This is a genomic window from Mesorhizobium sp. M0029, from assembly GCF_040323735.1.
In the GTDB taxonomy this organism is placed as follows: domain Bacteria; phylum Pseudomonadota; class Alphaproteobacteria; order Rhizobiales; family Rhizobiaceae; genus Mesorhizobium.
Map to the genome: position 1 here is coordinate 218,090 of NZ_JAMYVF010000010.1, position 11,813 is coordinate 229,902.

General features: G+C 62.9%; 13 protein-coding genes. 3 read left to right on the forward strand and 10 right to left on the reverse strand.

The window, feature by feature from the left end:
* Positions 1 to 166: 166 nt before the first annotated feature.
* The 10 genes from NKJ76_RS18545 to NKJ76_RS18590 all read right to left on the reverse strand — a co-directional run bounded on the left by NKJ76_RS18545 (position 167) and on the right by NKJ76_RS18590 (position 8,749).
* Complete coding sequence (locus NKJ76_RS18545) at positions 167 to 1,258, reverse strand: 3-deoxy-7-phosphoheptulonate synthase (protein WP_352538056.1); 1,092 nt, start codon at positions 1,256 to 1,258, stop codon at positions 167 to 169.
* A 90-nt stretch (positions 1,259 to 1,348) separates the two neighbouring features.
* Entirely contained in the window at positions 1,349 to 1,474 is a 126-nt protein-coding gene (locus NKJ76_RS18550) for a hypothetical protein (RefSeq protein ID WP_280800225.1), read from the reverse strand.
* A 257-nt stretch (positions 1,475 to 1,731) separates the two neighbouring features.
* Positions 1,732 to 2,154 carry a type II toxin-antitoxin system VapC family toxin gene (locus tag NKJ76_RS18555; RefSeq protein ID WP_352500109.1) on the reverse strand — a complete coding sequence of 141 codons (423 nt, stop codon included), beginning with the start codon at positions 2,152 to 2,154 and terminating at the stop codon, positions 1,732 to 1,734.
* Positions 2,151 to 2,414 carry a type II toxin-antitoxin system Phd/YefM family antitoxin gene (locus tag NKJ76_RS18560; protein WP_023741275.1) on the reverse strand — a complete coding sequence of 88 codons (264 nt, stop codon included), beginning with the start codon at positions 2,412 to 2,414 and terminating at the stop codon, positions 2,151 to 2,153. The genes NKJ76_RS18555 and NKJ76_RS18560 overlap by 4 nt, the downstream gene beginning before the upstream one ends.
* A gap of 89 nt (positions 2,415 to 2,503) precedes the next feature.
* A complete protein-coding gene (locus NKJ76_RS18565; protein WP_352500110.1) occupies positions 2,504 to 3,298 on the reverse strand; it encodes an SDR family oxidoreductase in 795 nt (264 codons plus the stop codon).
* 30 nt (positions 3,299 to 3,328) lie between these two features.
* On the reverse strand, positions 3,329 to 4,324 hold the full coding sequence (iolG, locus tag NKJ76_RS18570) for an inositol 2-dehydrogenase (protein WP_023744929.1): 996 nt from the start codon (positions 4,322 to 4,324) through the stop codon (positions 3,329 to 3,331).
* A 111-nt stretch (positions 4,325 to 4,435) separates the two neighbouring features.
* On the reverse strand, positions 4,436 to 5,218 hold the full coding sequence (locus NKJ76_RS18575) for an ATP-binding cassette domain-containing protein (RefSeq protein WP_027049093.1): 783 nt from the start codon (positions 5,216 to 5,218) through the stop codon (positions 4,436 to 4,438).
* A 2-nt stretch (positions 5,219 to 5,220) separates the two neighbouring features.
* Complete coding sequence (locus NKJ76_RS18580; protein WP_023687413.1) at positions 5,221 to 6,297, reverse strand: ABC transporter permease; 1,077 nt, start codon at positions 6,295 to 6,297, stop codon at positions 5,221 to 5,223.
* 107 nt (positions 6,298 to 6,404) lie between these two features.
* A complete protein-coding gene (locus NKJ76_RS18585) occupies positions 6,405 to 7,346 on the reverse strand; it encodes a sugar ABC transporter substrate-binding protein (protein WP_023684065.1) in 942 nt (313 codons plus the stop codon).
* A gap of 371 nt (positions 7,347 to 7,717) precedes the next feature.
* Positions 7,718 to 8,749, reverse strand: a complete 1,032-nt coding sequence (locus NKJ76_RS18590) for a LacI family DNA-binding transcriptional regulator (RefSeq protein WP_023684066.1) — start codon at positions 8,747 to 8,749, stop codon at positions 7,718 to 7,720.
* 175 nt (positions 8,750 to 8,924) lie between these two features.
* On the opposite strand from NKJ76_RS18590, the gene NKJ76_RS18595 reads away from it, so the two are divergent.
* The 3 genes from NKJ76_RS18595 to NKJ76_RS18605 all read left to right on the forward strand — a co-directional run bounded on the left by NKJ76_RS18595 (position 8,925) and on the right by NKJ76_RS18605 (position 11,662).
* Positions 8,925 to 10,028 (forward strand): fatty acid desaturase family protein, encoded by a 1,104-nt coding sequence (locus NKJ76_RS18595; protein ID WP_023827367.1) that lies wholly within the window; start codon positions 8,925 to 8,927, stop codon positions 10,026 to 10,028.
* Positions 10,029 to 10,113: 85 nt separating this feature from the next.
* A complete protein-coding gene (locus NKJ76_RS18600; RefSeq protein WP_023672328.1) occupies positions 10,114 to 10,428 on the forward strand; it encodes a MocE family 2Fe-2S type ferredoxin in 315 nt (104 codons plus the stop codon).
* A 16-nt stretch (positions 10,429 to 10,444) separates the two neighbouring features.
* The gene (locus NKJ76_RS18605) at positions 10,445 to 11,662 is read left to right on the forward strand and encodes an NAD(P)/FAD-dependent oxidoreductase (protein ID WP_352538057.1); all 1,218 of its coding nucleotides are present in this window, start codon (positions 10,445 to 10,447) and stop codon (positions 11,660 to 11,662) included.
* Positions 11,663 to 11,813: the final 151 nt, after the last annotated feature.

Sequence of the window (11,813 nt, forward strand, 5' to 3'; positions counted from 1 at the left end):
ACTTCGTTTCGATGCAGATCGACTCGGCGATCCTCAGACCCTAAAGCCTTTGTTTGATGCATGTCGTTGTCCCCAGAACCGCGGCACACTTCTGGGCGACATGCATTTTGGGGCGGCGCAATCCTGGCTGGATTTCGAACCGCCGCCCTCCCCGCATCGCCTCGTATCAGGCGGCGCCCGGCCGGCTCTCCATCATGGCGCGGCGGGCTGAGCGGCGCCATTCTACGGCGCCGGCGAGGCCGTGCAGCACCGTCTCTGTGGTCGCCCAGTCGATGCAGCCATCTGTGATGCTCTGGCCATAGACCAGCGGCTTGCCTGATACCACGTCCTGCCGGCCGGCGACGAGATTGCTCTCGATCATGACGCCGATGATACGCTCGTCCCCTGCTGCCACCTGGCCGGCGACATCGGCCGCCACCTTCGGCTGGTTCTCCGGCTTCTTGCTCGAGTTGGCGTGGCTGACATCGATCATCAGACGGGGGGCGACGCCGATGCGGGCAAGTTCGACCGAGGCCGCCTCGCCGCTCGCCGCATCGTAATTCGGCTGAACGCCGCCGCGCAGGATGACGTGGCAGTCCTCATTGCCGGTAGTAGTCGCAATGCCGCTGCGTCCGCCCTTGGTGACCGCCATGAAATGATGCGGCTGGGCGGCGGATTTCACCGCCTCGGCCGCGATCCTCAGATTGCCGTCGGTGCCGTTCTTGAAGCCGACCGGGCAGGACAGGCCGGAAGCCAGTTCGCGGTGGATCTGGCTCTCGGTGGTGCGCGCGCCGATGGCGCCCCAGGCGACGAGGTCGGCAATGTATTGCGGCGTCGTCATGTCGAGAAATTCGGTGGCCGAGGGCAGGCCGAGATTGTTGACCGCCGACAGCACGTTGCGCGCCATCCGCAGCCCCTTGTCGATGTTGAAGCTGCCGTCGAGATCGGGATCGTTGATAAGGCCCTTCCAGCCGACAGTCGTGCGCGGCTTTTCGAAATAGACCCGCATGACGATCTCCAACCGGTCGGACAGGGTCTCGCGCAGCGCCACTAGCCGGCTGGCATAGTCAACGGCCGCGACCGGGTCGTGGATCGAACACGGGCCGACGATGACAAGCAGCCGGTCGTCGGTGCCGTTCAAGATGGCATGGGTGGCGTTGCGTGATGCGCTCACGGTGCGCGTTGCCGTCAGCGTGCGCGGGATCTCCCGCATCACCTGGTCCGGCGTGCTCAATTCTCGGATTTCCTTGACCCGAAGATCGTCTGTGGTGGTCAACACGGCTTTCTGCTCCTGTTTTTAGGGAGACCTGCCGGCTGATACAAAAAAGCCGCCAGGTCTGGCGGCTGTTCGGACTTGTTGCTGCAATCTTCAGATCGAGCGCAATCCTCCCGCCGCCAGCGAGCTCGTAAAGTACCAATAGGTGGCGGTCAGGTTGATCATGAGGTTCATATAGTCGATGCCGAGGCGCTTGTCACGTGGGGTATGCGGAGACAATTCGGGATGGGCCGAATCCTCGCGATTTCGTCATCCCTGGGCGGAGCAGGAGCGAAGCTCCGTCGCGGAGACCCTGGGATCCATTCCGTGACCTGGGCCGTGGAGTGCGGCGGAGCAGAATTCTGGACCGTAGCAGCGCTCTGAAGTCGCGGCATGGATCCTCGGGTCTGCGCTGCGTCGCCACGCTCCTTGCTCCGCCCGTGGATGACGAAGTGCCGGCGGTTCGCCAATCGCCAACACGTATAACGCGGAGCGGCTCATGCCGTCCATGGATCGAAGAGTTCAAGCCCAAAGCCTTGGAAATCTTTCGTATTGCACGTTGCCAAGGTGAGCTCGTGCGCAATCGCAGTGGCTGCGATCAGGCCGTCCATCGACGACAGACCACGACCGCGGCGCTTCGCAAGACCCATCAGGTCGCCCCAGGCCAAGGCAACCGCATCGTTCACCGGCAAAACCCGCTGTTCGAAGCGCTGGGGCAGGTCCCGGGCGAGCCATTCGGCCAGCGCCTCGCGTTTGCGGCCCTCATCCATCAGAGAGACGCCGCGCCGGATCTCGGCGATCGACACTACGCTGATGAAGGAGCGGTCCTCATCAAGCTCGTCCAGCCAGCCCAGGACACGTGCGTCAGGCGCTGGCCTCGTCACCTCGGACAGGACACTCGTGTCGAGCAGCAGTCTCACAGCGGCAGGTCACGCGGTTCGTCGCGCTGACGTTCAAGCTCGAGATCGGCGCCGCGCAGCGGCGAGTCCAGCAGGAACTCGGCAAGCGTACCCTTGCGTGCGATCTTGCGCTGCCATTCCTCGGCCGAGACGACAACCACGCTTGGTTTGCCGTTCTTGGTGATCGTCTGCGGCGAGGACTGTGCGCGCTCGATGACCTCGGAGAGCCGGGCTTTTGCCCCGGCAACCGTCCAGTTGGTGTCTTTGGATGACGTTAGCATCGCATCCCTCGTGACTATCATGACTATCATGACTATCATGACTATGTGACTATATGGGAATGGCAATGTTGCCGCAACCGGGTTTGAAGCTACTCCGGCGAGGTCCCCGCGACGTTCTGGTCATAGTCGACCAGCGAGCCGGTCATGACGCCGGATTGCGGGCTGGCCATGTAGCTGATCAGCCGCGCCAACTGATCCGGCTTCACCAGTTGGCCCATCGGCTGGCCGGCCTCTGCCTTTGCCAGCCAGTCGTCGGAGGCGCCGTGCCATTTCTTCTGCACGATGTCCTCACCCTCGGTGTCCATCCAGCCCGGCAGCACGGCGTTGCAGCGGACGCGGTTGAAACGATAGGCGTTGGCGACGTTCTTGGTCAGTGTCGCCAGCGCGCCCTTGCTCGATGAATAGGGCGCCAGGAACGACTGGCCGCAATGCGCCGACATAGAGAGCACGTTGACGATCGAGCCCGGCGCCTTCTTGTCCAGCAGATGCGCCACCACGCCCTGCATCAGGAAGAAGGGACCACGCACATTGGTGTGGAAAATCTGGTCGAACACCTCTTCCGAAGTTTCGACAAGTGAACCACGCGCGGACGTGGCGGCGGCGTTGACCAGCGCGTTGATGGTGCCGAAATGCGAGATCGCGGTTGCCACCGCACGCTTGCAGTCCGCCACTTTCGAGACGTCGGCGCTGATGAAGATCGCATCGACGCCTGCCTTCTTGAAGTGGGCGACAGCCTTGTCGCCCTTCTCCTGCGAACGGCCGACGAGCGCCAGCGCCTTGCAGCCCTCGTCGGTCAGCGCTTCGGCGACGGCAAAGCCGATGCCTTGCGCGCCGCCGGTGACGATGGCGCGCGTGTTCGAATTGCGATCGGCGGATGTGCTCATCGCTCTGCTCCTGTGCCTTGGTTCCGGTTCTTACTTGTCGAGACGGACGGTCTTGCCTGATGTCGCCGACTTCAGCGCGGCATCGGCCAGCTTCAGCGCCACGAGGCCGTCGGCGCCGCTCGGCGATGCCTTCTTGCCCGAGGTTGCAGCAGTGATGAAAGCGGCAATCTCGATGGCGTAGGCGTCGAGATAGCGGGTCATGAAGAAGTCGTGCAGCGGCGGGCGCGTATAGCCCTTCTCATTGGCGACCTCGATCGACACCGGCCGCTGGTTCTCGGCGGCGACCATGCCCTTGGAGCCATGCACCTCGATGCGCTGGTCGTAGCCATAGGTGGCGCGGCGCGAATTGGAGATGACGGCCTGCTTGCCGGATGCGGTTTCGAGGATGACGCTGACCGAATCGAAATCGCCGGCCTCACCGATCTTCTTGTCGACCAGAACCGAGGCATGGGCGCTGACCGCGACCACCTCTTCGCCGAGCAGGAAGCGCGCCATGTCGAAATCGTGGATGGTCATGTCGCGAAAGATGCCGCCCGAACGCTTGATGTAGTCGACCGGCGGCGCACCTGGATCGCGCGAAGTGATGGTGACCATCTCCACCTTGCCGATGGCGCCGTCGTCGATCGCCTTGCGTACGGCGGCGAAGTGCGGATCGAAGCGGCGGTTGAAACCGACCATCAGCGTCGCCTTGGCCTTGTCGACCACGGCCAGGCATTTCTCGACACGCTTGACGTTGAGATCGATGGGCTTCTCGCAGAAGATCGCCTTGCCGGCCTTGGCGAAACGCTCGATCAGATCGGCATGGGTGTCGGTCGGCGTGCAGATGACCACGGCGTCGATGTCCTTGGCCTTCTCGATCGCGTCGATGGTGCGCACTTCGGCGCCATAGGCGGTTGCCAGTTCGGTCGCCGCCTTCTCAAAGGCATCGGCAACGGCCACCAGTCTGGCCTGCGGGTTGGAGCCGACGGCGCGGGCATGGACCTTGCCGATGCGGCCGGCGCCGAGGAGAGCGAAACGAACAGTCATGGGTATTTCCTCTAGGGGATGGGTTCGAGAGAGTTGTGTCGGCACCTTCCCGTGAGGGAAAGGGGCAAGGGTACTTTTCGAGCGCACCAGAAAACAGGGTGACCACCCTGTTCAGGCCGCGAGTTCCGCCTCCCCGGTCTTGGCGCCGGTGATGTAGGAGACGATGTCGTTGCCGTCGGTGTTTTCCTTGCGCAGATTGGCGACGATGCGGCCGCGCCGGAAGACGACGATGCGGTCGCACAGGTCGAACACCTGGCGCATGTTGTGGCTGATCAGGATCAGCGGCTCGCCATTGTCCTTCAGCGTGCGGATGATGTTCTCGACCTGCGCCGTCTCCTGCACGCCAAGGGCTGCCGTCGGCTCGTCCATGATGATCAGCTTGGAGGCGAAGGTCGCGGTCCGGGCGATGGCAACGCACTGGCGCTGGCCGCCCGACATGTGGCGGATGGTGTTGGAGAGGTTGGGGATTTTCACTGCCGTGCGGATCAGCGCCGCCTCGGTCGCCTTGCGCATGTATTTGCGGTCGAGGATCGAGAACGGCCCGAGATTGAACAGCACCTTTTCGCGGCCGAGGAACAGGTTCGACGGCACGTCGAGATCGTCGGCCAGCGCCAGATTCTGGAACACGGTCTCGATGCCCGCCGTGCGCGCTTCGATCGGCCCGGCAAAATTCACTTCCCTGCCGTCGAACCAGATCTGGCCGCTGGTGCGCTGCTCGACGGCGGTGATCTGGCGCACGAAGGTGGATTTGCCGGCGCCATTGTCGCCCATGATGGCGACATGCTCGCCCTTGCGCAGCTCGAAATTCGCGCCTTCCAGCGCATGGACGCCGCCATAGCGTTTGGTCAGGTTTTCGGTCTTCAGGACGATGTCTGTCGTGGAGATATCTGGCATGGTCAAGCCCTCAATGCCCGCATGCGCTGGCGCCATTGGTCGAGAACGACCGCGCCGACGATGATCACGCCCTTGACCATCTCCTGATAGTAGGCGTCGAGGCGCAGGAAGGTGAAGCCGGAAATGATGACGCCGAAGATCAGCGAGCCGATCACGGTGCCGACGATCGAGCCGCGGCCGCCCGACAAAGAGACGCCGCCGATGACCGCCATGGCGATGGCGTCGAGCTCGTACATGACGCCCATGCCGGACTGTGCTGTCAGGTTCTTGGAGGAGAGCACGACGGCGGCCAGCGCGGCGAGGATGCCGGCAATGACATAGACGAGGATCTTGTGGTTGGCGATCTTGATGCCCGACATGCGCGCGGCATCCTCGTTGGAGCCGATGGCGTAGCAGTGCTTGCCGTAGCGTGTGTAGGTCATGATCAGCTGGAACAGCACCGCCAGCGACAGGAAGATGATGACCGGCATCAGGCCCTTGCCGATACCAGCGAAACTTTCGGTCGGAAACGAGATCGGCTGACCCTTGGACCACCATTTGGCAATGCCGCGCGCGGTCACCATCATGCCGAGCGTGGCGATGAACGGCGGAATGCGCGTGTATGCAATCAAGGAGCCGTTGACGAGACCGGCGAGCAGACCGCAGCCGATGGCGACTAGTACCGGCACGATGACCGGCAGGTCGGTCCAGCCTTGCGCCAGGAACATCGCCTTGGGGTTGGGGTTACCGTTGACCGTCGCCACCTGGGCAAAACTCATGGCGATCATGGCGGTGGCGCCGACGATCGAGCCCGAGGACAAGTCGATGCCGCCGCAAATGATCACCTGCGTGACGCCGATGGCGATGATGCCGACGATCGACACCTGCAGGATGATGATCTGCAGGCGGGCCTCATTGAAGATCCCGGCGACGTTGTCGCGCGTGTTGAACAGGAAGCTGTCGCCAAGAAAGATGCGGCCGATCATTTCGAAGATGACGACCAGAATGACCAGCGCCAGGAAGACGTTGAATTCGGCCGGCCATGTCCGCCTCTTCGCGTCATAGCTGACCCCGCCGACGCCATGAGATGTCTGTGACATGTCTGTCCTCCGTGAGGCGGCATTTGCCCTCCCGCACGTAAGGGCGGTGAGGGAAACGGGAGCGGCGCGATTGATGCGCCGCTCCGTTAGTCGAACGAGTCGCCGGCTCAGTTCTTCTTCAGGAACTTGTCGATGTTGGCTGGCGTCACGAGTTGGAAGGGCACGTAGACCTTGTGCTCGACCTTCTCGCCCTTGGCGAGCTTCAGCGCTGCGTCCAGAGCGCCGGCGCCCTGGCCGGCCGCATCCTGGAACACGGTGGCATCGAGGTCGCCGGCCTGCATGGCGGCAAGCGCGTCCTGCGTGGCGTCGACACCGCCGACGACGACCGTCTTCATATCGATGTTGGCGGCCTTCATCGCCTGGATGGCGCCGATGGCGCTTTCGTCATTGTTGGCGATGACGCCGTCGAACGGCTTGCCGGTCGACAGCCAGTTGGTCATCAGGTTCTGCGCTTCGTCCCGGTTCCAGTTCGAAGTCTGCTTGTCGATGATCTTGATGAAGCTGCACTCCGGCGTGGCGATCACCTCTTCGATGTCCTTGGTGCGCTGCACGGCGGCCTGGTTGGAAAGCTCGCCCATGATGACATAGACATTGGCTTCCTTCTTGCCGGCCTCGGTGAACAGGCGGCAGACTTCCTTGGTCTCGAGCGTGCCGGAATCGGCCTCGTTCGACGCGACGAAGGCCTGGTTGTCAGGCAGCGTGTCGACATTGACCGGCTGGCGGTTGACATAGACCAACGGGATCTTGGCGGCTGCGGCGGCGTCCGACATCGCCTGCGTGGCCGAGGTATCGACCGGGTTGACGATGATGGCGTCGACGCCCGAGGCGGCGAAGTTCTTGATCTGGTCGAGCTGCTTGGCGACGTCGTTCTGCGCGTCCTCGACCTGCAGTTCCACGCCGCTCATGCCCTTGGCCTGCTCGATCATGCCGTTGCGCAGCACGGTGAGGAAGTTGTCGTCGAACTTGGCCATCGACACGCCGACCTTGGCGGCAAAAGCGGACGAACTCATCAGCGCCGCAAAGGCGACGCCCAAAATCAGTTTCTTCATTGTGTTTCTCCTCCACATTGGTGTCCGGCTGCACCGATCTACCCGGAATCCCCGATAGCCCGAGGAATCTCTCCCTGATGCCTTCCTGTTCCGTATGGCGTTTTGTCCAAGGGATGGAACGCCAGGCTCCCAGTTTGAAACAGATGTTCCGGAACGAAAGAACCAAAATACCAATCTGATGAAATATTTATTCCATTTTTTCGCGAGACGTCAAGAGCGATTCCTAAGTCGGAAAGCGGATTTTCGGTCGCCGCGCCGCAATTTCACGTCGAATCAAGGCCGACAGCGGCCCAGGCCGAGTCTGAAGGCAGAATTGATAGATTCTATCATCGCCGGAGAGCCCACGCCGAACGGGTCAGCGCGGCAACGCGTTAGATATTTTCCGGCAGATAGATGTCGAAGGGCAGAAAGGTCTGGCCCGGCGCGTTGGCGGCGCCGGCCTCGATGGAATGCGCCATCAGGTCGACAAGCTCGCGGCACAAGGCGGCGAGCGGCGTCGAGATCACCATTGTCAGGATGTTGTCGGCGAGTGCCGCGCGCGATTCGGCGTTGATCTCGTTGCAGACGACCACCGGCATGTTTGCGGGCTTCGCTGCGCGCAGCGCCGAGACCGCGCCTTCCATGCCGCCGCCGGCGACATAGCAGCCGGCAAGATCCGGATACCGCACCAGGAGATCGATCATCGCATCGTGGGTGACCTGGTTGGCTTCCAGATTGACCAGCGTTTCCATCACCGTGAAGTCCGGCGCATGTTCGCGGAAGAAGGAGCGAAATCCGATCTCGCGCAGTTCATGGCCGTGGAAGCGATGACTGCCGACGAAAAGGGCGACCTTGCCGGGGTTCTTTGCCGCCCTGGCGATCATCCAGGCCGCGGTACGACCGACCTTGCGATTGTCGAGGCCGACATATCCCTCACGGATGCCAGCGGCAAAGTCGGACAGCAGCGAGAAGACAGGTTGCCCCCTCGCTTTCAGCGACTCCACGACCGCCGTCAGCGTCGGATGGTCCGGACCGACAACGGCGATTGCTCTGGATTTCGCTGCCAGCTTGCGCATCTGGGCGGCGATCTCGTCGGCGGCTAGCGAGCTGGCGAAATCGATGGTGGCGACGCCGCGGAAGCGCTGCGATTGCGAGACCGCCATTTCTAGCTCCCTCGCGAAATCGCCGTAAAAAACATCATTGCCCCGCAGCAGCAGAAAGCCGAGGCGGTATTCCGGCAATTCCTGGCGCATGCGCCGCTTGATCAGCCCGGCGGCGTGGTAACCGATGCCGGTCGCCGCCTCATAGACGCGGCGCGCGGTTTCCTCGCGCACCGGCAGCCGGTTGTTCAGCACCCTGTCGACAGTGGCGACGCTAACGCCGGAGATGCGCGCCAGATCGGTGATGGTTGGCCGTTTTGCCATGACTGTCCCGCATGAGTGCCTGCAACTGCTTACATCGTTCTGATGGAAAATGATAGAAACTATCTTTGTGATATTGAGACTATCACCGCATGGCGCTATTTTGCGCTCGGACACAAGCGCCCTGTAATGGACATATCCGTCCTGACGGATGCTGTGGCCGACGGAGCCAGCCCCTATGGAAGCGACACTATCCACACCACCGTCCCGGCGCGACTACAGCCTGATCGGCCGCGACGCCAAGCTCGCCGTCGAGACCGGCCTGTCGGCGGCCGAGTGGTATCACACCGATATTCCGCGCAAGCAGATGAAGGAGCTGATGCAGCGCTCCGATGGGCCGGCGATCCGCGACACCACGATCTGGCTGGCCGCGCTGATCCTGAGCGCCGCCGGCGGCGCCTGGTTCTGGGGCAGCTGGTGGTGCGTGCCGTTCTTCTTCGTCTATGGCGTGCTCTACGGCTCCTCCACCGATTCACGCTGGCACGAATGCGGCCACGGCACCGCCTTCCGCACCCAGTGGATGAACGACGCGGTTTACCAGATCGCCTGCTTCATGATCATGCGCAATCCGGTGACCTGGCGCTGGAGCCACACCCGCCACCACACCGACACCATCATCGTCGGCCGCGACCCGGAAATCTCGGTGATGCGGCCGCCGGATCTGTTCCGCGTTGCGCTTGGCTTTATCGGCGTGCTGGATGCCTGGCATGCGATGTCGGACATGCTGCGCAACGCCGCCGGCAATATCAGCGCGGCGGAAAAGACTTTTATCCCCGAACAGGAGCAGCCTAAAGCCATTCGCATCGCCCGAATCTGGACGGCGATCTATGCCGTCACCATCGCGATCGCACTGTATTTCGGTTCATGGCTGCCGCTGATGCTGGTCGGGCTGCCCCGGCTCTACGGCGCCTGGCATCATGTCATGGTCGGCCTGCTGCAGCATGGCGGGCTGGCGGAAAATGTCGTCGACCATCGGCTGAACAGCCGCACCGTCTACATGAACCCGGTCAGCCGCTTCATCTACTGGAACATGAACTATCACGTCGAACACCACATGTTCCCGATGGTGCCCTATCATGCGCTGCCTAAACTGCATGCGCTGATCAAGCACGATCTGCCGGCGCCGACGCCGTCGATCCTGGCGGGCTATCGTGAGATGATCCCGGCCTTTTTGCGCCAGCTGCGCAACGAGGACTATTTCCTCAAGCGCGAACTGCCGCCGACGGCGCGGCCCTATCGCGAGGAACTCCACAACGACGCCGTCGCCGCCGCGGCGGAATGATCGCGCGATTAAGCTTTTGTTTTGACGCAACTCCGAACGGAAAACCGCAACGCACTTTTCCTGGAATTGCTTTTGGGAGGAACACATGAGCGACTGGATCGAAGCCTGCGCCGCCGGCGACATCGACGAAGAAGATGTGATGCGCTTCGATCATGGCGGCCGCACCTTCGCCATCTATCGCAGCCCCGATGACGACTACTTCGCCACCGATGGCCTGTGCACGCACGAAAAGGTGCATCTGGCCGACGGGCTGGTGATGGATGACATCATCGAGTGCCCCAAGCACAATGGCCGCTTCAATTACAAGACGGGGGCGGCACGCGGCGCGCCGGTTTGCGTCAATCTCGCCACGTATCCGGTAAAGGTCGAGGCCGGCAAAGTGCTGATCCAGATCGGGTAGGACCATGCAGGCGGGAATGGTCATCATTGGCGCCGGCGAGTGCGGCGGGCGGGCAGCCCTTGCTCTGCGCGAACTGGGCTATGACGGGCCGGTGACGCTGGTGGGTGACGAACCCCATCTGCCCTATGAGCGGCCGCCCCTGTCCAAGGACGCAATGACGAGCGACGCGGCCGAGATCAAGACGATCGCCAGCGACGAAATTCTGGCCGAGAAATCGATCCGGCATATCCATTCCGTTCAAGCGGTGGCGATCGACCGCCCGGCGCATATGGTGCGGCTGTCGGACGGTTCGGCCCTGCCCTACGACAAGCTGCTGCTGGCGACCGGCTCGACACCGCGCAAGCTGCCGATGCCGGGATTGGGGTCGCGCTGCGTCTACCTCCGCACCTTTGCCGACGCGCTGGCCATTCGCGCCCACCTCAGCCCGGCAAACCGCATCGCCATCATTGGTGGTGGCTTTATCGGCCTGGAGCTCGCCGCTTCGGCGCGCAAGCTCGGGGCCAGCGTCACGGTCATTGAGGCGCAGCCGCGCATCCTCATGCGCGGGGTTCCAGCCGAGATCGCCGAAATCATCCATCGGGCGCATGAAGCCGAAGGCGTGACCATGCTCACTGGCCAGGGCATTGCTACCGTCGCCGATGATGGCGCCGAGGTGCGGATCACGCTCGCCGACGGGCAGGAGATAACAGCCGATCTCGCCGTCATCGGCATAGGTGCCGTGCCGGTCACCGGGTTTGCCGCCGAAGCCGGCCTGACCGTCGACAACGGCATCGCCGTCGATGCCGCGCTGCGCACCAATGACCCCGACATCTTCGCCGCCGGCGATTGCTGTTCGTTTCCGCTCGCGGTCTATGGCGGTCGGCGTGTGCGTCTGGAGGCCTGGCGCAACGCCCAGGAACAGGGCGCGCTTGCGGCCAAAAACATGCTCGGCGCCGGCGAGGCGCATGCAGCGGTGCCGTGGTTCTGGTCGGATCAATACGACCTCTCCCTGCAGATCGCCGGACTTTCCGACGAGGGCAAAAGCACGGTCCGCCGCGATCTCGGCGACGGTGCTTTTATTCTGTTTCACCTCGCCGAGGATGGCACGCTGGTGGCGGCGAGCGGCATCGGTAGGGGCAATGCGGTTGCTCGCGACATCAGGCTGGCGGAGATGCTCATCGCCAAGCAGGCCAGGCCGGCGCCGAAGGCGTTGGGGTCGCCGGATGTGAAGCTGAAGTCGTTGCTGGCGGCGTGAAGGGCTGACCTACCCTCCCCCTTGTGGGGAGGGTCGCTGCGAAGCAGCGGGGTGGGGGTGCGGCACCGACCCCCCCCCCGCCCGGTTGTTCGACCACCCCACAAAGGGCGGGTTCCCGCGGAGGGAAGCCGGGGTGGTAAACACCACTGCA

Bases quoted from the DNA above. Each gene is read 5' to 3' on its own strand.
- NKJ76_RS18560 (WP_023741275.1), bottom strand. From the start codon at position 2,414: ATGCTAACGTCATCCAAAGACACCAACTGGACGGTTGCCGGGGCAAAA.
- NKJ76_RS18565 (WP_352500110.1), bottom strand. From the start codon at position 3,298: ATGAGCACATCCGCCGATCGCAATTCGAACACGCGCGCCATCGTCACC.
- iolG (WP_023744929.1), bottom strand. From the start codon at position 4,324: ATGACTGTTCGTTTCGCTCTCCTCGGCGCCGGCCGCATCGGCAAGGTC.
- NKJ76_RS18575 (WP_027049093.1), bottom strand. From the start codon at position 5,218: ATGCCAGATATCTCCACGACAGACATCGTCCTGAAGACCGAAAACCTG.
- NKJ76_RS18580 (WP_023687413.1), bottom strand. From the start codon at position 6,297: ATGTCACAGACATCTCATGGCGTCGGCGGGGTCAGCTATGACGCGAAG.
- NKJ76_RS18585 (WP_023684065.1), bottom strand. From the start codon at position 7,346: ATGAAGAAACTGATTTTGGGCGTCGCCTTTGCGGCGCTGATGAGTTCG.
- NKJ76_RS18590 (WP_023684066.1), bottom strand. From the start codon at position 8,749: ATGGCAAAACGGCCAACCATCACCGATCTGGCGCGCATCTCCGGCGTT.
- NKJ76_RS18595 (WP_023827367.1), top strand. From the start codon at position 8,925: ATGGAAGCGACACTATCCACACCACCGTCCCGGCGCGACTACAGCCTG.
- NKJ76_RS18600 (WP_023672328.1), top strand. From the start codon at position 10,114: ATGAGCGACTGGATCGAAGCCTGCGCCGCCGGCGACATCGACGAAGAA.
- NKJ76_RS18605 (WP_352538057.1), top strand. From the start codon at position 10,445: ATGGTCATCATTGGCGCCGGCGAGTGCGGCGGGCGGGCAGCCCTTGCT.